This window comes from Actinoplanes missouriensis 431 (assembly GCF_000284295.1).
Classification (GTDB): Bacteria; Actinomycetota; Actinomycetes; order Mycobacteriales; family Micromonosporaceae; genus Actinoplanes; species Actinoplanes missouriensis.
The window spans coordinates 6,076,181-6,095,967 of record NC_017093.1; the positions used below are offsets into that span (position 1 = coordinate 6,076,181).

Genomic DNA, 19,787 nt, shown 5'->3' on the forward strand with positions numbered 1-19,787 from the left:
GCACCGCGCAACCGGCTACAACCGGCGGATCACGCACACCACCTTGCCCAGCACCACTGCCTCATCACCCGGGATGATCTGGAACAGCGGGTTCCGCGGCACCAGCTCCACCCGGCTCCCTCGCCGCCGGAGCACCTTCACCGTCGCCTCGCCCTCGATCATCGCCGCGACGATGTCGCCGTTCTCCGCGACCGGCTGCTGGCGCACCACCACCACGTCCCCGTCACAGATAGCCGCGTCGATCATCGAGTCGCCCTTGACGTTGAGGGCGAAGAACGTGCCGTGCCCCACCATCCCGGCGGAGACGGTGAGGTGGTCCTCGACGTTCTGCTCGGCGAGGATCGGTGTGCCGGCCGCGATGTCGCCGAGCACCGGCACGCTGATCGTCCGGTCGGCCGAGGGGCTGCGCACGTCGACGGCGCGCGACCCGTGCGGCTGTCGCCGGAGGAGACCGTGCCGTTCGAGAACCTTGAGGTGGTGGGTCACCGAGGAGGGCGACACGAGCCCGACGGCGGCGCCGATCTCGCGGACGGTCGGAGGGTACCCCCGGTCGCGGATCGACTCGTGGATCACGGCGAGGATGCGCTCCTGCTTCGCGGTGATGGGGCGCTTCGGCCCGTCACCACTGTCGATGCTCATGTGCCGCACCTTACCCGAATATTAGATCAGATGTACTAACCGTGACCGAAAGTGCTCGTTCGGGGGACGGCCAGGGTGGCGGGGAGAGCAGGCGCGCTCCGGATCGCCGGGCTGAGGGTTGCCGCGGTCGCCGCGCCGAGCATCACCGCGGCGAGCCCTCCGATCACCGCGACCGGGCTCAGGACGGTGAGCAGCAGACCCGCGCCGAGCGACGCGACGGGCATGACTCCCCAGGTCAGCGTCGCCCCGGCGCTCATCACCCGGCCCAGCAGGTCGTTCGGGACGACGAGCGTGGCGTAGCTGAGAATGACCACGTTCCACATCGGGCCGACGAAGGCGCAGAGCGCTCCGACGATCCCGAGCCCGATCGGTCCGGGCGCGACGGTGAAGAGTGGGAGCAGCGCGGCCCACACCCAGTTCATGCCGATGATCACGGTGCGCGGGGTGAACAGCCGGTGCAGCCGGGCCGCGGCGAGCGCGCCGGCCAGCCCTCCGGCGCTGTAGATCCCGAGCATCAGCCCGATCTCGCCGGGCCGGGCGCCGTCCCGCTGGGCGAGCACCACGAGGACCAGCACGAGCGCCTGGAACACCAGGTTGCTGACCGCGAGCAACCCGAGTGCCGCGCGCACGAACGGGTGCCGCCACGTCCACCGCAGACCGGTCAGCGCGGCCCGCCAGAGGGGCTCGGCGGGAGCGACGGGCCGGTCCTGCAGGTCGCGCCGGAGGAAGAGCAGGCTCACCGCGGCGATCAGGTAGGAGACCCCGTCGACCAGGAACGGCAGCGCGCGGTCGACGCCGAAGAGCATTCCGCCGAGCGGCGGGCCGGCCAGGGAGCTGCCGCGGCTGCGGGCTTCGTTGTGGGCGATGGCGGTGGGTACGTCGGAACCCGTCACGACCCGGGGCAGCGCCGCCCGTTCCGCCAGCCCGAAGAAGACGAAGCAGAGTCCCTGGACGAACACGACGACGCAGAGCTGCGCCGTGGTCAGCCACCCGGACCAGATCGCGATCGGCACCGTGAGCAGCGTCAGCCCGGCCACGATCTCGCTGATCAGCAGGATGCGCCACCGGTCCCAGCGGTCGACGAGCGGCCCGGCCGGCAGGTTGGCGAGCAGGTGCGGCAGCGCACCGGCGGCCCCGACCAGCCCGGCGTCGGCGGGCGAGCCGGTGGTGGTGAGCACGAGCAGCGGGGTGGCGGTGGCGCTGATCTGCGCGCCGAGGCTGGACACCACCTGCCCACTCCAGAGCAGCGTGAAGTCCCGGTTGCGCCAGAGCGACGTGCTCACGCCGGCTCGTCGGGGGTCGGGAACGCGTGGAACAGCACGGTGATCGGGCGGCTGCCCTCGGGCAGGTCCTCGGGGCGCCGGTGCCACCGGTTGAGCAGTCGAGGTATTCCGCGCCGAACCGGGCGAGCTCGTCGGCGGTGAGGTGGGTGGCGCCGAACGAGTGCTCGGCCGCGGCGGCGAAGTCCCCGTACGCCGCGCGGTTCGTCAGGTACGCGGTGAGGTCTCGGTCGGCGCCGAACTCGACGGCCAGGTCCGCCGAGGTGGCCGGGCCGCGCTGTAAAACAAACTTTCTAGCGGACGAAGAGCAGGAACAGCCCGGCCCAGGTGCACCCGATCATGAAGATCACCATCGGCAGCTCGTCGGCGAGCGTGGCCAGCACCGGCCGGTCCGGCGACTCGGCGAGCGCCCGGTCGTGGGCGACGATCACCCCGAGCACGTGGCCGGCCAGGATCAGCGCGATCTGCGCCGCCGCCATCGCCCCGGGGATCAGGGCCGGGTTCCAGTCCGGCTCCCGGCCGAGCAGCAGCAGTACGCCGCGCGGACCCTCCACCAGCAGCAACGACAGGTAGTGCGCGAGCGTGTATCCGACCGCGATCGGGATCAGCGAGCCGGTCACGTCGAACCGTCCGGCGACCCGCCGGACGGCGACCAGGATGAGCCCGCAGATCAGCACGAGAGCGGCCGTGGCGAGCAGGCCGGGGTGCCCCGCCCGCTGCACGAAAGCCGCCCAGGCCGGCCCGCCGGCGGCGCTGTCGAAGACGGTCGATCCCCACCAGACGGCGAGGAAGGCGGCGGGCGCGGGCGTGGCCAGGCCGGACAGCCACGGCTTCCAGGCCGGCGGGCTCAGACGCCCGGCCAGCGACGAGTACACCTCGAAGCAGTCGGCCCGGGCGAACCACTCCTCGCCGCGCACCACCGCGCCGGCGAGCTGCATCACCCCGTACCCGCAGAGGAATGCGCCGACCGCGACCGGATCGCCCTGATGGGGCACGACGAGCTCGAACCAGACGAACGCCAGCAGGAACGCCGCCGCGGGCCATGACCCCGCGCCCCGGCCGGGCGGAAGCGGCCGCAGGCCGTGCGGTGGCAGACGGAACGGTGGCCGGCAGAGCAAGGCGAAGAGCGTGCGCAGCGGGTTGACCGCCCGCCACACCGGTCCGAGCACGACGCTGACCGGCACCAGACCGACCCAGAGCCAGACGAAGAGCGCGTGCGCCGCCGGGTTGCGATCGCCGGGCGGCCCGAGGAACGCGATGACGACGACGCAGCCGGTCAGAAGCAGGACCGGATAGCGCAGCCAGGCGAGCGGCGCCTCCCGCGGGACACCGCCGTCCAAGCGCGGCCGGCGCCACAGGAACGCCGAGATCAGGAACGACAGGACGACCGTCGCGGCGCCGGCCTGCAGCACCAGGTCGAGGGGCAACGGCAGATCGGCCGAGGAACCGACACCGTGCGCGACGTTCACCGCACCTCGATCTGCACCAGCAGCGTCGACGGATGCGCCTCCACGTCGAACAGCCCGGCCCGCCCGGCCGCGAACAGCACACACGCCGGCTGGCCCGCCTGCACCGGATAGGCCAGGTCATAGCCGTGCACGTGCACCTCCCCCGCCACGTCCGAGGTGACGCCGAGCAGCACGGTGCTGTTCAGCGGAACGGCCACCCGGTGCGGTGCCGGCTCCGCACGTCCGTCACGCAGAGCGACATTGACGGGTACGGCGTCAGGCGCCGCCGATCCACACGACGTCGTCACGGCCCGCACCGGTTCACCGGCGGTGCAGCCGCCGAGCAGCAGCACCCCGATGATCAGCATGGCCGCCGGCTGCCGGGCGAGTTCGCGCAGGACGCCCGCCCCGGCGACCGCGACACCGGCCCCGAGTCCGAGCGCGACGACCACCAGGACACGCTCGGCGACGGCCGGACCGGCGAACGGCAGCACCGGCCGGTGGAACGAGGTGACGTCCGGCAGCACGAACACCGCGGTGAGCGCCGCGCCGCCGCAGACCGCGAGGACACCGGCGGGACGGCCACGCAGGGCGGTCACCGCGCCACCGATGATCAGCGGCCAGGCGAGCAGGTTGATCCCGGCCGCGCTGAGGAACGTCCCGATCAGCGGCGCGGACTCGACGGCCAGGGTGGACCCGGCGACGTGCGCGATCGAGGCGCCGGCCGCGACCAGGCCGCAGACGCAGAGCAGCAGGTCACCGCGGGGAAGCCGGCGGGCGGCCAGGAGCACCGCCGCGATCAGCAGCGCGGTGGCCGCCCACCAGAGCGGCGAGATCGGGCGCTGCTCCCCGGTGAGCACACCGGTGACCATGACGGTCGCACCGCCGCCCGCGGCCTCCGCGGTCCCGCCGCCTACGGTCAGCGGGATCGACCAGTCAACCGTCTCGCCTGCCGCGACCCTGCGGCCGTCGGGGGTGGCGCGCTGGTCGATCCAGGTGAGTGTCGCGCCCGGAGCGACCACCACCCCCGACCCGTCCGCGGTTCTTGTCCCGCCTCCGGCTTTGGCGCCGCCGATCGTGACCGGCGCGCCCGTGCCGTTGCGCAGCCGCAGGCGGGCGCCGTTCTCGATCGCGACCACGGAGAGCCCCGGCACGGCCGGAACCACGGCGACGACCCGGCTCCGCGCGTCGGTCGCGGTGAGCCCGCCCGCATGCGCCGACGCCGGGGCCGGACATGCCAGAAGAATCGTGAAGAAGGCCAGACAGGCGGCGGCGAGGCGGCTCACGACCGTTGCAGGTACTGCACGCTGCGGGCGACGAGCACGGTGCCCACCCCGGTCAGCGCCGTGTACATCAGCAGCCCGGTCACCATGTGGATGTTGAAGCCGGGGCTGCCCTCCACGATCGTCCCCACGGTCAGCACGGCGCCCCAGGTCAGCGGCGGCGCGAGCAGCCCGAGCAGGATCCACCGGGCGTTCACCGGCGTCCCGGTCAGGAGCCGGTTCGCGATCCGGGAGACGACTTCGAGCACCAGCGCGGCGGCCGCGACCGTGAGCGCCGGCCACCACGCGTCCTGCGAGTCGAACATCAGGTGCATGAGCAGGGCCGGAACGGCGATCAGCGCGGTCGGCAGCCCGAGCGGCAGCGGCCAGCGCCGGCCCAGCACGATCAGCGGGAGCAGCAGCAGAACCGTGCTGAACAGGTAGCCGTGCACGAGCTGCGCGTCCGGCGAGAAGATCGGCACCGGGTCGGCGCCGGAGCCGAGGTGCCGGAAGCCGATCGCCGAGGCGTGCAGCGAGTAGATGTGCACCGGCAGCACCGCGAAAAGCACCGAGATCCCGACCAGCCAGCCGCCGCCGGCGCCCAGGGTCCGGCCGGGCACGGTGGCCTGCATCAGCGCCGGGCCCATCGCCACCAGCACCATGCCGAGAATGATGAACTCGTGGCTCGGGCTGACGAAGATCTCCATGTCCCGCTCGATGCCGAACACGTTGTGCCACAGCGTGTCCATGCCGCCGCCGACCAGCAGCGCCGCCATCCCGGCGAGCGGCAGCCGCAGGGCGTTCGGCAGGGCCAGCACCGACGCGTACGTCGGGATGCCGGGCAGCCGCGACCGCATGATCCAGAGCAGGGTGAACCCGGAGGCGGCGATGCCGGAGTAGAGCACGCCGTGCCACGGGGTCCAGAACGTCTCCAGCTCCGGCGTGGTGGCGTGCGCGTACGCGTCTAGCTGCAACCCGATCACCAGCCAGGCGCTGGCGACGACCAGGACCCAGCGTTCCCGCGCGCTGAACGTCACGGTTTCCGGCGACGATGCCGCAGGCGCCTGTTCCACGGACGTTGTCACGGTTTCCTACCCCCATGCGATCGATGTCAGCGACCGCACCCTACATCGCCGCTGTTAAATTCCTCGATCAACCAGCACCGGTCCGCCGGGCAACGCCTCGATCGGCGACCGCGCGCAACGCGGGCACGACCCCCCGCGGCAGGAACAGCACGCACCCCACCAGCAGCAGCGCGTACACCGCGTACGACAGTACGCTCGGCGCGTAGTCCGGCATGCCCGGCATCGTCCCCAGCGTGTTCAGCACCTGGACCAGCACCACGATCAGGACCGCGCCGACGACCGGGCCGGCCAGGGTGCCGAGGCCGCCGACGACGGCCATCACGACGTACTCGATGGAGAGCAGCACCGGGAACGAGCCCGGCGCCAGATATCCCAGATAGAACGCGTAGACCCCACCGGCCAGACCGGCGAACGAGGCGGAGAGGGCGAAGACGACCAGCCGGTACCCGCCGACCGGGACGCCGCTGGCCGCCGCCGCGATCTCGCTGGTCGCGGCGGCGCGCAGGCCGCGACCGGGGCGGGAGGAGACCACGTTGCGCGACACCAGCAGGGCGATGCCGAGAACCAGGAGCGCCAGGTACGCGTACCCGATGTCCTCACGCAGTGAGAAGTCCCCGACCGAGAACCTCGGTATCCCCTGGAGGCCGATCGCGCCGCCCGCCCACTCGGCCTGTGCGAGCAACGACAGCAGGATGAGCTGCACCGCGAGGGTGGCGAACGCGAGGTGGTGGCCGCGCAGCCGGAGCAGCGGGAAGCCGATGAGGACCGCCGCCACGGCAGCGACGATCGGGGCGGCGAGCAGGGCCGGCACGGGTGGGACGCCGTGCACCGCGAGAAGGCCCGCGGTGTAGGCGCCGATCGCGGAGAAGGAGGCCTGTCCGAGCGAGACCTGCCCGGCGTACCCCATCAGTAATGAGACGCCGACGGTGACCGCGGCAGCGAGGGTGAGCAGCACGAACGTCGCGAGGTGCCGTTCCGGTAGCAGCAGCGGGAGGACCAGAGCCGCGACGGCGGCGACGGCGAGCCTCATGACGCGGTGGCCGGGACGGGACCGCTGCGGGCCGACTGGATGATCATGACGGTGAGCATCAGCACGAGCGCGACCTCCACCTGGTAGGCGCCGCCGCCGTAGCCCGCGACGAGCGTCTGCGCGACGCCGAGCAGCAGGCCGCCGGCGAGGGCGACGACGGGACGGGTCAGTCCGCCGAGGACGGCCGCGGCGAAACCGTTGACGATCAGGGCCACGTCGCTGTCGAACGTGACCTGCTGGACGGGTGTGGTGAGCACCCCGGCGAGACCGCCGAGCGCGCCGCCGAGAACGAACGCGTGGAGGCCCATGCGGCGCACGGAGATGCCGACGACCCGCGCGGCGTAGGGGTTGGAGGCGCACGCGGAGAGCGCCTTACCCAGGTCGGTGCGGCTGAAGAACCACGCCAGCACGGCGAAGACCGGACCCGTCACGGCGAGAATGAGCAGGTAGTGCGCCTGCAGCCGGGCGCCTGCCACCTCGGCCACGCCGGGCACGCCCGGGTAGGAGCGGGGCTGATCCCCCCAGATCAACACCTCGATCGCGTACGCGAGGACACCCAGCCCGAGCGTGACGATCAACGATGTTCCGGGACTGGTGCCGGGCCGGCCGATCGCGACGACCCCGACGATCAGCCCGGCCGCCGCGCCGAGCAGCACCCCGCCGGCCTCGGCGACGCCGTGCGGCAGGCCGGCGCCGAGCAGGGAGCTGGTCAGCATGGCGGCGAGCACCGCGAACGCGCCCTGCGCGAAGTTGACCACCCGGGTCACCCGGTAGATCGCCACGAGACCGCTGGCGACCAGCGCGAACCCGGCGCCCAGGCCGAGCCCGGTGACCAGGTAGCCGACGAGGTCGCTCATGACGCCGCCACGTGCCCGCCGAGGTACGCGGCCGTCACCCGGGCATCCCGGGCCAGGTCCGCCGAGGTGCCGTGCAGCGCGATCCGGCCCGCCTCCAGCACGTACGCCCGGTCGCACAGTTCCAGGGCGAGACGCGCGTTCTGCTCGATCAGCAGCACCGCCAGCCCGCGCGACGCGTGCAGCTGCCGGAGGTGGCCGGCGAGCATCGTCACGACCAGCGGCGCGAGGCCGAGGCTCAGCTCGTCGATCACCAGCACGTCGGGCCGGGCCATCAGCGCCCGGCCGATCGCGACCATCTGCTGCTGCCCGCCGGAGAGCGTCCCGGCCCGTCGCCGCCGGAGCCCGCCGAGCTCGGGGAACAGCTCGTAGACGGCGCTGGTGTCCCGGCCGTGCCGTCCGTTGCGCCAGCCGCCGAGCCGCAGGTTGTCGTCGACGCTCAGATCGCCGAACATCTCCCGGCCCTCCGGGACCTGAGCGAGCCGGCCCCGCACGGCGACCGTCCCGGCGTCCGGCTCGAGCAGGCCGGAGAGCGCCTTGACCAGGGTGGACTTGCCGGCGCCGTTGGCGCCGATCAGGGCCACCATCTCCCCCGCGCCGACGGTGAGATCGACGCCGTCCAGGGCGGTCGCCCCGGAGTAGCGCACGGTGAGCCCGCTGACCTCCACGATGTCACTCATGGGCGGTTCCCGTCGTCTGGGCCGTCTCCTCGGTCGTGCCGTCCTTCTCCGTCGTGCCCGTCCGGGTGACGTCGGCCCTCTCCGTCGTGCCCAGGTAGGCCGCGATCACGGCGGGGTCGGCGCGGACCTCGGCCGGTGTCCCCTCGGCGATGACCCGGCCCAGGTCGAGAACGGTGACCCGGTCGGCGAGGCGCATCACGAACGCCACGTCGTGCTCGACGAGCAGCATCGTGAGGCCCTCCGCGCGCAGGTCGCCGATCAGCGTCGCGAGCCGCTCCCGCTCGCCGGCCCGCAAGCCGGACGCCGGCTCGTCGAGCAGCAGCAGCTTCGGTTCCGCGCAGAGCGCCCGGGCCAGCTGCAACGCGCGCTGCTGACCGAGTGGCAACTCCTCGGCGGGCCGGTCCGCCCAGGCGGCGAGGCCGGTCCGCTCCAGGCAGGCCAGCGCGCGGGAGCGGATCAGGCGTTCGTCGCGGCGATGGGCGGGCAGCCGCAGCGCGCCGGCGAGGAAGCCGGCGCGGGTGGTGGCGTGCGCGCCGACCATCACGTTCTCGCAGGCGGTCATCCCGGCGAAGATCCGGGCCGCCTGGAAGACCACGCCGACGCCGAGCCGGGCCCGCCGGTGCGCCGGGAGCCGCTGCACCGGCACGCCGCCGAGGCTGACCGTGCCGGCGTTCGGGGCGAGCTGGCCGCCGATCAGGGCGAACAGCGTCGACTTGCCGGCGCCGTTGGGGCCGATCACGGCGCGCAGCTCGCCCGGCTCGACGCTCAGGCTGACGTCGCGGACGGCGTAGACACCGCCGAACGCCCGGGAGACACCCTTGACGGCGAGTCTCACGAGAACGCGGCCTTGGAGAACTCGGTGGGCACGAACTTCCCGCCCTCGACCGTGTTGATCGAGATGAAGTCCGTGGTGAGGCCGCTGTGGTTGGTGGCGGCGTAGGCGTACGTGCCGTTCGGGGTGGTCAGCGTCAGCGACTCCAGCGCGTCGCGGACCCGCGCCCGGTCGGTGCCGCCGGCCTTCTCGATGGCGGCGGCGAGCAGTTTCACGCCGCTGTAGCCGTCCTGCGCGAACTGCGGCGGCTGATACCCGTGTTTCGCCTGGAAGGACGTGGTCAGCTCGTCGACCGCGGTCTTCAGCTCGCCGGCCGGAAGGTACGAGCCCACCACGCCGACCGAGCCGGCGATGGTCACGCCCTCGGCGGCCGGTCCGGCCGGGTCGAGGAAGAGCTTGCTCGCCTGCGAGCCGGTCAGCATCAGCGGGATGTCCAGGCCCTGTGCCGCGAACTGCTTGGTGAACGCGACGCCGGGCGCCCCGGTGCCCCAGAACATCAGGGCCTGCGCGTCCGAGGCCCGCACGTGGGTGAAGATCGCGCCGAACTCGGTGGCGGTCGTCTGGAACTCCTCCACCGGACCGAGCGTGACGCCGTACTGCTGCGCCTTGGCCTGCAGACCCTTGGCGCCGGCAACCGCGTAGCTGCTCTTCGTGTCGTACGCGACAGCGACCTTGGTGATCTTGCTGGCCTGGTAGTACTTCAGCGCCGCCTCGGCATAGGTCGCCGACGTGGCGGGGACGACGAAGACGTACGGATGAATGGGGTTGATCTGCTCGTCGGCCGGGGTGAGCGAGACGTAGGGGATCTCCTCGCGGTCGACCAGCGGGATCGTCGCGAGCGCCGAATTGCTGAACGGCGACCCGATGATCGCGTCGGAGTCCTCCTTGAGCTCGTTGAAAGCCAGGACGGACTGGTCGGGCAGGCTCTTGTCGTCACGGACGGTCAGCTCGATCGGGCGGCCGCCCAGGCCGCCGCCCGCGTTGATCGCGTCGACGGCGAGCGCGACGGACTTCTGGTTCTCGGTGCCGAGCGGTGAGTAGTTGCCGGTGAGCGAGACGATCTGGCCGATCCGGATCGGATCGTCGCCGCTGTCGCCGCTGCCGGAGGCGCCGCAGCCGGCCAGGGTGACGGCGAGGACGAGGACGAGGACGCTTCGCACGATTGACCTCCTCAGGAGACTTCCGAGGGGTTACGAGACATTGAAGTTAGGCTCTCTCTACACGGCCGTCAATATTTTGCCTAACATCTGCCTCATGCCGCCCAACCCGCAGACGCTGATGCTGATGCTCCTCGGTGACTTCGTCCTCGACCGGAACGTCTGCGTCTTCTCCGGCAGCGTGATCGACGTGTTCGACCGGCTCGGCATCTCGTCGCACGCGACCCGCTCCACACTGGCCCGGATGGTGAACCGCGGGCTGCTGCGCCGCCAGCGCGACGGCCGCCGGATGTACTTCGGGCTCACCGACCGGTCCACCACGATCCTGCACGACGGGCGGACACGGATCTGGCGTACCGGCGCGGTCAACGACGCGTGGGACGGCGACTGGACGCTGCTCTGCTTCTCTCTGCCCGAATCCTGGCAGCGCCAGCGCCACGACCTGCGGTCCCAGCTGGCCTGGGCGGGATTCGGCCCGCTCCAGGGCGGCCTGTGGATCGCGCCCGGCGCGGTGCCGGCGCAGAACATCGTGACAGGCCTGGGCCTGTCCGCCCACGCACGCGTCTTCCACGCCCGCGCCGACTCGCTCACCGACATCGCCGGGATGGTCCGGGACGCGTACGACCTGGCAGGTCTCGCCGCCCGCTACGCCGAGTTCCTGTCCCGGTGGGACGGCCCGGCGCCGTTCGCGGACCCGCTCGCCGCCCGCCTCAGCCTGATCGCCGAGTGGCTCGGAGCGATCCGCCGCGACCCGCGGCTCCCGGTCGAGCACCTGCCACCGGACTGGCCGGCGGTCCGGGCCCAGAAGGTGTTCCGCGAGCTGGAGTCGTCACTGGTGGAGCCGTCCCGCGCGATCGCGGGCCAGTTGCTGGACCTGATCCCGGACAGCGCCCGCCCCGGCGAGTGACCCGTCGCGGCGCCGCCCGCACTCGCTGGCGTTGCTTGTGCTTCCTCCACGCCAGAGCCCCATGCCGTGCAGTCAAGCGATCACGCATGTCGGCAACGCCCGTTCGCGTGATCAAAGCCGCCGGCCCGACGCTGCGAACCGGCCGGTCCGGCTGGTCCGGCCGGTCCGGGCGGCCCGGCTGGTCCGGCTGGTCCGGCCGGTCCGGGCGGCCCGGCTGGTCCGGCTGGTCCGGCCGGCTCTCAGTGCTGTCCACAATGCCGTCGACAGCACTGAGGCCCAGCTCGTCTCGCCCCAATGCCACTCAGCTTAGGTTGATCATTCGATGACGTGCTGCTTCGCTTGCCCGGGTGAAGCGCCGCGGACCGTCGCATCGACCGGCCGCGCCGCATTCGCGGGGCACGGTCCGAGACGCCCGGCGTCAGCGGTGGCGGCGTGGATGAAGCCACACGCAACGTCCATGCCACGGGGATGAGGTCACACGCAACGCCCGTGCGACAGGGATCAGGTCACACGCAACGCTTGTGTGGCGATCCATCAACGCCAGGGCCGGGATGGAAGCACACGAACCGTTTCCGTGCGACCTCATCGCGGCCGGCGTGAGCTTCGGTGTGCCGCGGCCCTCGCGACAGAGCCGTATCGTGAGCCGCCACCCACGCCGGAGCTCACCGTGAGCCGCCACCCACGTACGAGCCCACCGTGAGCCGCCCTACCGTTCACCGCCCGAACGGGAGATCAACCCGGCCACCGCGATGGGTCACCGCGACGGCGCACCGGTGCAGCTATGCGGCATCCTGCGAACAGGCTGGCCGAAGCCCGTACCCCGCGACGAACAGCCGCAGCTCACCCCGAATATCAACTAGCTAAGCGGCATTGCGTCTCGCCGGGCTGGTTGCCAGCGCTGCCGGCCGTCCGGTTTGTCCGCCCTGAGCGCCAGCCGGCATCGGCGTTTCCAAGATCTGCGAGCCTGGGGGCTGCCAGCCAGGGAGCCGGGAGGGCTAAGCGGGCGGCTGCCAGACGGTGGGGTCGGCGGGTGGGTGCTGCGGGGGCGCCGACACGGCTCGGTGGACGATCTCGTAGACCCGGTCGACCGGGATGCCGTGCTTGCGGGCTATCGCTTCGACGGCGTGACCCTCGCCGTACTCGGCGACGATGGTGTCCTCGTCCGGGACGCCCGGCGGCGCGTAGCCCTGAACCGGGTACCCCGGCGACGCATAACCCTGGACCGGGTAGCCCGGCGGCGCATAACCCTGGACCGGGTAGCCCGGCGGCGCATAACCCTGGACCGGGTAGCCCGGCGGCGCATAACCCTGGACCGGATAGGGCGGCGGTGGGGTCGGCTGCTGGTAGTGGGCGATCGACGGCGGGGCGTAGGGAGGCGGCGGCGCGTAGGGAGGCTGCGGGTAGGCAGGTGCCGGGTTTTCCTGGCTCAGCTCCCGCTCCACCACGGCGTAGACCTCATCGACGGTGAGGCCGTAGCGCAGCGCTATGCCCTGGACGTCGTGACCGTCGCCGAACTCGGCGACGATGCGTTCCTCCGTGGTCGGGTATGCCTCGGACACCTCCTCACGCTACCGGAGGAACGCGAGCCCGGCTCAGCGGCCGGTGCCGACCACCACCGGGCCGGTGGGGTCGGTGGTGAGGCGCAGCCGGTCGCTGGGGCGCTCCCAGATGCGGCTCGGGTCGTTGAGCGGGTCCACGTGCCAGAGCAGCACCGGCACGGTCGGCTTCTCCAGCCGGCCGCCCGACACGACGGCCTGCACGCCGGTGGAGAGCGTCGTCGGGCCGGCGGCGAGGGAGCTCAGCGGCACCGGGTCCGGCGGCAGGAGGGCGTCGGCGAGCAGCACCGCGTCCCAGGCGGGGATCAGGAAGTTGCCCAGGTCGTTGGGGCGGCACGACTGGCTCTGCAGTTTCACCGAGGCATCCAGGGTGCAGGCGTCGAGCAGCTGCCGGTCCCGGGCGCCGGCGGCCCGGTCGGCGCACGCGAACGTCTCCCCGGGACGCAGGCCGAGAACCTCGCGGGACCTGTCCATCTGCGCGACGAGCGTGGTGTACATGCCGGGGTCCAGGTCCGAGCAGCCGGGGCCGCCGACGTAGTAGTCGACCGGCCAGTCGGCGTTGCTGACCGCGCGGAGCTGGTAGTTGGCCATGAACCGGCCGACCGAACCGTCCGCGATCACCAGGTTCGGCCGGGCGTGGCCGCAGGCGTCCTTGATCCGCTGGACGAACTCGGCGAACCGGGTCCAGCGGTCGGCGAAGAAGAGGACCGTGTCCTTGTCGCAGCCGACCCCGTCGAGGGTGGCGACGTGCCGGGCGGTCGAGCCGGGCGCCTGCCGGACGGCCGCGAGCAGGTCGTTGACGAGTGACGTCGTGTAAAGGTCGGTCGGCGCCGGCTCGGCGTAGACGTCGAGGCGGAAGCCGTCCGGGAAGCGCTGCCGCAGGCGGGTCACGGTGTCCTGGGCGTACGCCAGGTTCGCCGGGGCGAGCTGGAGGTAGCCGGGACGGTCGACGAACGGCTTGCCGGGGGCGCCCAGGTCGGCGAGGAGGTTCGGGGCGATGAACGGGATACCGGCGTCGAGCAGCCGGTTGATCGCCCGCTGCGTGGTGTCCCGGCTGTCGCCGCCGCCGATCACCACCAGGCGCGGGCCGAGCGCCGCACGCCGCTCGATGACCATCTTGGCGATGTCGTCGGCGTGCCGGACGTCCTGGGTGGCGTCGGCGATCACCACGTGCAGATGCCCGAGGTACGTCTGTGCGAACAGCAGGGCCCGCAGCTGGTCCCGCTCGGACGGGTAGTCCCGGCCGTCCGCGCAGGTGGCGGGCGCGCCGGGGAGCGGGTCGCAGGAGAGCGCGCCCATCCAGACCACGGTCAGGTCGCCCCTCTCCAGCGGGCGGTTGTTCCGCAGGATCGCCTGCTCGAGCCGGACCGTCACCGGGTCCCGCCCGAACGCGGCCGGGGCGAACACCCCGGGGTCGGCGGTGTCGAGCAGCCCGTAGCAGCGGGAGCCGTCCGCGGTCGCCCGCATCACCGTGATCCCGGTGGAGGTGGGCAGCGTGTAGCAGCCGTGTGTCACGCCGGGCAGCCAGTCCTCGCGGGTCCAGCCGAGGAAGCTGAGCGTCAGCGTGAGCACGGCCAGGGTCACGTTGTGGGCGGCGCTCAGCGACGGCAGCTTGATCAGGCCGGTCAGCTTGTCCGAGACGAGAACCGGCAGGACGACCGCGGCCACCGACACGGCCAGCGCGCGGGCCTCGGCGCTGCCCCGCAACGCGTTCTCGACGAAGACGGTGGCGATCGCGAACACCACGGCGGTGCCGGTGATCAGGGCGACCAGCCGGAGGTTCTCGCTGAGCAGCGCCGCGACGGCGGCCAGCGCGACCGCAACGAGAATCGTCCACACCCCGATGTATCCGGTGATGCCGGCGTGCACCACCAGGATCACCAGCGCGAGCACGGCCAGCAGCCGTGGCCGTTCCGGTTTCGCCAGGATCCGGGGCAGCGGGGAGTCCGGGTCGGCCGCGGCGGCGACCGCGGCGAGGATCGGCCGGGCCGCCCGCACCAGGGACCCGGCGCCGTAGATGACGGTGGCCGTGCCGGCGACCAGGAGGATCGAGTACAGCCCGTCGACGCCGGCGAACAGCACACGCACCACGATGAGCGCGGCCAGCAGCAGGGCCGCGAGCCCGAGCACGCCCTTCGGCGTGAGCAGCGAGCGGGGGATCCGGGGCATCGACACCTCTCTGTCCAACGTGTCCCCACGGTAAGTGACCCCCGCCAGGCTGCTCAGCCCAGCTGCTCCTCCAGGTGGAAGACCTGGTCGAGGACGACCATGCCCTGGTCCGGGCGGGCCTCGCCGAGCGACGGGAAGAAGCCGGCCATCGCCGCCTGCCAGCGGGCGTTCACCTCGGTACGGGCCATCGCCTCCTGGGCCGCCGCGAAGTCCTCGGTCTCGAGGATGCCGACGAGCAGCCCGTCCGGCCGCAGGAAGAGCCGGTAGTCGTGCCAGCCGGTGTCGGCGAGGGCCCGGAGCATCTCCGGCCAGACCGCGGCGTGCGCCTCACGGTAGGCGTCGAGTTTCGCCGGATCGACCTGCAGGGTGAAGCACACACGCGTCATGCCGGGGATTATGGCGGGTGGGTTGAAACGTTTCTAGACCCTTGCGGGTGGAACGCCGCACCTACCGCCCCGCCACCCTGACACCGACGAGCGGTAACCCGATCGAGTGTCGTCTTTCCCTTCGGTCCCCGCGACCCGCAGAATGTGACCGCGTCCGGGAAGACGGGGAGGGGCATTGACGGCCTTCGAGTACATCGGCGCCACCGGCATGGACGAGGTTCTCGACGCGCTCGCGGACGGCGCGGGATCGGTCCTGGCCGGCGGGCAGAGCCTGACCCTGCAGGCCGGCGACACGGAGACGGCGGTCCGGCGGGTCGTCGACATCAACCGGGTGTCCGGGCTGGACACCCTCGCCGCGAACGACGGATCACTGCGGGTCGGGCCGCTCGTGCGGCATCGGACCTTCGAGTCGGCCGGGGTCACCGGGCCGCTCGGCGACCTGCTGCGCGCCGTCGTGTGCCACATCGGGCATCCGCCGATCCGGGCCCGCGGGACCATGCTGGGCAGCTTCGCGTTCGCCCACCCGGCCGCCGAGTGGCCGGTCGTGGCGATGATGCTCGACGCGCGGATGACGCTGACCGGCCGGAACGGCAGCCGGACCGTCGCCGCCGAGAGCTTCTTCACCGGGCCGTTCACGACCGCGCGGCGACCGGACGAGATGCTGACCGAGGCCCAGCTGCGGGTGCTGCCGGCCGGGACAGGCATCGGGTACGCCGAGGACCGCCGCACCACGATCTTCCCGCAGGCGGCGGCGATCGCCGCGATCACGGTCACCGAGGGGGTGGTCAGCGCGGCCTCGATCGGGCTGGTCAACGCCGGTCCCTGCCCGGTGCGGGCGCGCGCCGCCGAGAAGGCTCTGCTCGACGGCCCGCTGTCGGACGCCGCGATCAGCGCCGCCGCCGAGGCCGCGGCCGACGTGGACGCGACAGGGGGTGGCACCGCCGCGGACCGGCTGATGCGGCAGCGCGCGTTCCGGACCCTGGCCCGGCGGGCGCTCAGCCAGGCACGGGACGGGCTGGGCGTGCGGGCGCACCCGTAGCGGAACCCGCGCTGCGGCCGGGACGGACGTGGCGCGGCCGCGCGGCTCTGCGGGGCGTGTCAGCTGCGGTTGTGCGGGGGGCAGGCCGTACCCCTAGATCGAAGTGTGGGGAAAAGCAGAGATCAAGTGACTTCCGCTGCGCGCGTGGGCATACCAGTGTGGACGTGGGTGCCCTATCGCGAGGAGTGAGCATGCGTCATCGTGTCGTGGTCGTGGGGGCCGGGTTCGGGGGCCTCTTCGCCATCAAGGCTCTGCGCCGGGCGGACGTGGACATCACCCTGATCAACGGGACGGCCTATCACCTCTTCCAGCCGCTGCTCTACCAGGTGGCCACCGGCATCCTGTCGGAAGGTGAGGTCGCGCCGCCGATCCGGGAGGTGCTCAAGCGGCAGAAGAACGTGGACGTCCGGCTCGGCTGGGTGCAGGACGTGGACGTCGAGAACAAGGTCGTCTCGGTGAACGGGCCGGGGATCGACTACACCGTGGAGTACGACACGCTGATCGTGGCGGCCGGCGCCTCGCAGTCGTATTTCGGCAACGACGAGTTCGCCGAGTACGCGCCCGGCATGAAGAGCATCGACGACGCGCTGGAGCTGCGCGCCCGGATCTTCGGGGCGTTCGAGGTCGCCGACCTGCAGACCGACCCGGCGGACAAGGAACGCTGGCTCACGTTCGTGGTGGTCGGCGCCGGCCCGACCGGCACCGAGATGGCCGGGCAGATCGCCGAGCTGGCGCACCGGACACTGCCCTCGCAGTACCGGCACATCGACACCCGTAAGTCGCGGATCCTGCTGGTGGACGCCGTCGGGGCGGTGCTGAACACGTTCGGTGACCGACTGTCCGGCCGGGCCAGGGATCAGCTGGAGAAGCTCGGCGTCGAGGTCATGCTGAACACCAAGGTGGTGGGCGTCGACACCACCGGGATCGAGGTGGAGACGTCGTCCGGCCGGCAGCGGATCCCGACGATGACCAAGGTCTGGGCGGCCGGGGTGGCCGCGCCGACGCTCGCCACGAAGCTGGCCGACGCGGCAGGCGCGAAGACCGACCGGGCCGGCCGCGTGCTCGTGGAGAAGGACACCACGGTCCCCGGGCACCCGGAGATCTTCGTGCTCGGCGACATGATGAACCTGGCCGGCGAGGACGGGCGGCCGCTGCCCGGTGTCGCGCAGGTGGCGATCCAGAGCGGGCGGCACGCGGCCGACCAGATCAAGCGGCGGCTGGGCGGCAAACCGGACAAGCAGCCCTTCAAGTACTTCGACAAGGGCAGCCTCGCGACGATCTCCCGCTTCTCGGCGGTGGCCAGCATCGGCAAGCTGCACCTGTCCGGATTCCCGGCCTGGGTGGTGTGGGTCGCCGTGCACCTTTTCTACCTGGTCGGCTTCAAGAACCGGGTCACGGCGGTGCTGCACTGGGCGGTCAGCTTCCTGGGCCGGGGCAGGTCGGAACGAGTGGCCACCCAGCAGCAGGCGTTCGCCCGGCGGGCCCTCCGCCTGTACGGCGACCCCTTCAAACGTGAGGCGGAGGAAAGTCGCTGACACCGCCAGGTAGCGTGTAGCGGCCCCTGCATTCTTGAGGAAGGTTCACGCCTTGGTTCCGGTCACACAACCCGTCGTCGCACCGAGGCAACGGGCGATGGCCCCGGTCTACCACGAGCTGACGCTCTTCCACGGGAGCATGGGTGCGGGCAAGTCGACCCTGGCGTTGCAGAACGCGTACAACCGGCGGCAGGCCGGGCGGCCCGGCGTGCTGCTCACCAGCATGGATCGCGCCGGGTCCGGGGTGCTGTCGTCCCGGCTCGGCGTGATGGCCGACGCCATCGAGGTGACCGACGGGGCCGACCTGGTCACGCTGATCGAGGCGCAGGTGCCGGCCGGCGGGTTCGTGATCGTCGACGAGGCCCAGTTCCTGCGCCCGGAGCAGGTCGAGCAGCTCGCCCTCGCGGTGGACGAGCTGCACGTCGACGTGGACTGCTACGCGATATCGACGGACTTCATGTCGCGGCTGTTCCCCGGCTCGCAGCGGCTCCTCGAGCTGGCCGACCGGATCGTGTCGCTGCAGGTCGAGGTGACCTGCTGGTGCGGGCGTCCGGGCCGGCAGAACGCGCGGATCGAGGACGGGCGGGTGGCCCGGTCCGGCGCTCAGGTGGCGGTCGGGGACATCGACGCGGCGGCCGAGGTGAGCTATCGGGTGCTGTGCCGCCGCCACTGGCGTGAGGGCGTCGCGGGACCCGCTCAGGGGTAGATCTGCCACGCGCGCAGGTCACCCTGCGGGTCGAAGAGGTAGCCGCCGTCGCCGTAGCCGTGGTTGGCCGGGTCGACGTTCGTGAAGATCGGTCCGCTGAGGCCCCAGTACTTGTCGGTGGCGGTGTTCGTGCCCTTGCCGACGTGCACCGTGAGCGTGCCGCCGGCCGGGATCCTGGTGCCCTTCGCGAACGTGTAGCGGCGGTAGGCGGAGTCGCGCACCCACCAGCCGGCCACGCTCACGGCGGTTCTGCCCTGATTTTTCAGGAGAAAGTATTCGCCGTTGAGGTTCGCCGCGTCGGAACCGGCGGGATCCGGGTCAACCGTCAGCGACAGTGAAGCGGCCGGCCCGGCACCACAGCTGTCCGTGTCGTAGAGGCCGCGGTGCTCCTTGGCGGCCGCCTTCGCCGCGGCCAGGTAGCGTTCGTCCCAGGTCCACTCGCCGGCGAACGGCAGCCAGAGGGCGAGGCCCCGGCGTACCAGATCCTGCCCGATGTCCTGCCACCTACCGTTGATCTTCACGGCGGCGGAGCGGAGCGGACGCTCGCCGCTCTTGCTGGACGCCTTCAAAGCGGTCAGGCGCACCTTGTTGCCACCGGCCTTGACCATCTGCTCGACCCGCGCCGTCGCGGCCAGCGCGTGACACTCGCCGCGCCGCTTCGCCGGCGTCGGCGAGTACTTGGTCTGCTCCATCGCCTGAATCCCGATCAGCCGGATCGACTTCAGCGCGCTGGTGCCGTCGCCGTGCAGGTCGACCCGGAGGGTGTCGCCGTCGGCGACCCAGTCGACCGTGCCGGTCCAGGTGAGGGTGGCTGCCTGCGCGGGGGCGGCGAACCCGGCGACACCGAGGGTGGCGGTCACGGCGAGGGTGGCTAGGCGACGCAGCATGCCGGGCTCATCGGCCGGGCAGGCGCCGGCTTGAGCGATCCGGGTCGTCAGCGTGGCCTCGCATTCCGCGCCTCTCCATCTCCGCATCCGGTACGCGCCATCGGCAGTTCCCAACCGCAACCTACTGGTCCCCCGCTCCCCCGGCCACCTGACGGCCCCTCCCGCCGGCGCATCCCGCCGCCGGCCCCGGCGTCCCGTCACCCTCTCCGCGTCCCGTCACCTGGATCCCCGCCTCCGCCCGCCGCAGATCGTGGAGCGTTCGCCGCCGTGGGACCCGCAGATCTTGGAATGCCGCCCGTCGGCTGGCTCGTAGTGCTGCCGAACCGGGCGCGCCG

18 protein-coding genes are annotated in these 19,787 nt (G+C 72.1%); 4 read left to right on the top strand and 14 right to left on the bottom strand.

Annotated features, from left to right (window positions below):
- Positions 1-15: 15 nt before the first annotated feature.
- From lexA to AMIS_RS27990, 10 genes are all read right to left on the bottom strand, one after another.
- On the bottom strand, positions 16-639 hold the full coding sequence (gene lexA, locus AMIS_RS27940) for a transcriptional repressor LexA (RefSeq protein ID WP_014445787.1): 624 nt from the start codon (positions 637-639) through the stop codon (positions 16-18).
- 35 nt (positions 640-674) lie between these two features.
- Complete coding sequence (locus AMIS_RS27945) at positions 675-1,922, bottom strand: MFS transporter (protein WP_014445788.1); 1,248 nt, start codon at positions 1,920-1,922, stop codon at positions 675-677.
- A gap of 290 nt (positions 1,923-2,212) precedes the next feature.
- The gene (locus AMIS_RS27950) at positions 2,213-3,388 is read right to left on the bottom strand and encodes a hypothetical protein (RefSeq protein WP_014445789.1); all 1,176 of its coding nucleotides are present in this window, start codon (positions 3,386-3,388) and stop codon (positions 2,213-2,215) included.
- Positions 3,385-4,653 carry a fimbrial biogenesis chaperone gene (locus tag AMIS_RS43745; RefSeq protein WP_014445790.1) on the bottom strand — a complete coding sequence of 423 codons (1,269 nt, stop codon included), beginning with the start codon at positions 4,651-4,653 and terminating at the stop codon, positions 3,385-3,387. Before AMIS_RS43745 ends, AMIS_RS27950 begins: the two co-directional genes overlap by 4 nt.
- On the bottom strand, positions 4,650-5,714 hold the full coding sequence (locus tag AMIS_RS27965) for a hypothetical protein (protein ID WP_014445791.1): 1,065 nt from the start codon (positions 5,712-5,714) through the stop codon (positions 4,650-4,652). The genes AMIS_RS43745 and AMIS_RS27965 overlap by 4 nt, the downstream gene beginning before the upstream one ends.
- A 67-nt stretch (positions 5,715-5,781) precedes the next feature.
- A complete protein-coding gene (locus AMIS_RS27970; RefSeq protein WP_014445792.1) occupies positions 5,782-6,744 on the bottom strand; it encodes a branched-chain amino acid ABC transporter permease in 963 nt (320 codons plus the stop codon).
- A complete protein-coding gene (locus AMIS_RS27975) occupies positions 6,741-7,601 on the bottom strand; it encodes a branched-chain amino acid ABC transporter permease (protein ID WP_014445793.1) in 861 nt (286 codons plus the stop codon). The genes AMIS_RS27970 and AMIS_RS27975 overlap by 4 nt, the downstream gene beginning before the upstream one ends.
- Entirely contained in the window at positions 7,598-8,278 is a 681-nt protein-coding gene (locus tag AMIS_RS27980) for an ABC transporter ATP-binding protein (protein ID WP_014445794.1), read from the bottom strand. Before AMIS_RS27980 ends, AMIS_RS27975 begins: the two co-directional genes overlap by 4 nt.
- A complete protein-coding gene (locus AMIS_RS27985) occupies positions 8,271-9,113 on the bottom strand; it encodes an ABC transporter ATP-binding protein (RefSeq protein WP_014445795.1) in 843 nt (280 codons plus the stop codon). The genes AMIS_RS27980 and AMIS_RS27985 overlap by 8 nt, the downstream gene beginning before the upstream one ends.
- A complete protein-coding gene (locus AMIS_RS27990; RefSeq protein ID WP_014445796.1) occupies positions 9,110-10,270 on the bottom strand; it encodes an ABC transporter substrate-binding protein in 1,161 nt (386 codons plus the stop codon). Before AMIS_RS27990 ends, AMIS_RS27985 begins: the two co-directional genes overlap by 4 nt.
- 94 nt (positions 10,271-10,364) lie before the next feature.
- Here AMIS_RS27990 and AMIS_RS27995 point away from each other — a divergent pair, with 94 nt between their 5' ends.
- Positions 10,365-11,174, top strand: coding sequence for a PaaX family transcriptional regulator (locus AMIS_RS27995; protein ID WP_014445797.1), 810 nt, complete (start codon positions 10,365-10,367; stop codon positions 11,172-11,174).
- A 995-nt stretch (positions 11,175-12,169) separates the two neighbouring features.
- Here AMIS_RS27995 and AMIS_RS43750 read toward each other — a convergent pair.
- From AMIS_RS43750 to AMIS_RS28015, 3 genes are read right to left on the bottom strand one after another with little or no spacing between them, the layout of a single operon-like run.
- A complete protein-coding gene (locus tag AMIS_RS43750) occupies positions 12,170-12,733 on the bottom strand; it encodes a hypothetical protein (protein WP_014445799.1) in 564 nt (187 codons plus the stop codon).
- Positions 12,734-12,766: 33 nt separating this feature from the next.
- Entirely contained in the window at positions 12,767-14,899 is a 2,133-nt protein-coding gene (locus AMIS_RS28010; protein ID WP_014445800.1) for a hypothetical protein, read from the bottom strand.
- 53 nt (positions 14,900-14,952) lie between these two features.
- A complete protein-coding gene (locus AMIS_RS28015) occupies positions 14,953-15,285 on the bottom strand; it encodes an L-rhamnose mutarotase (protein ID WP_014445801.1) in 333 nt (110 codons plus the stop codon).
- A gap of 175 nt (positions 15,286-15,460) precedes the next feature.
- Here AMIS_RS28015 and AMIS_RS28020 point away from each other — a divergent pair, with 175 nt between their 5' ends.
- From AMIS_RS28020 to AMIS_RS28030, 3 genes are all read left to right on the top strand, one after another.
- Entirely contained in the window at positions 15,461-16,324 is an 864-nt protein-coding gene (locus AMIS_RS28020) for an FAD binding domain-containing protein (RefSeq protein ID WP_014445802.1), read from the top strand.
- Between the two features lie 191 nt (positions 16,325-16,515).
- Positions 16,516-17,859 (top strand): NAD(P)/FAD-dependent oxidoreductase, encoded by a 1,344-nt coding sequence (locus AMIS_RS28025; protein ID WP_014445803.1) that lies wholly within the window; start codon positions 16,516-16,518, stop codon positions 17,857-17,859.
- A gap of 97 nt (positions 17,860-17,956) precedes the next feature.
- A complete protein-coding gene (locus AMIS_RS28030) occupies positions 17,957-18,565 on the top strand; it encodes a thymidine kinase (protein ID WP_014445804.1) in 609 nt (202 codons plus the stop codon).
- Here the strand turns inward: AMIS_RS28030 and AMIS_RS28035 are convergent.
- Positions 18,556-19,452, bottom strand: coding sequence for a lamin tail domain-containing protein (locus AMIS_RS28035; protein WP_014445805.1), 897 nt, complete (start codon positions 19,450-19,452; stop codon positions 18,556-18,558). The two genes, AMIS_RS28030 and AMIS_RS28035, sit on opposite strands and share 10 nt — an antisense overlap.
- Positions 19,453-19,787: the final 335 nt, after the last annotated feature.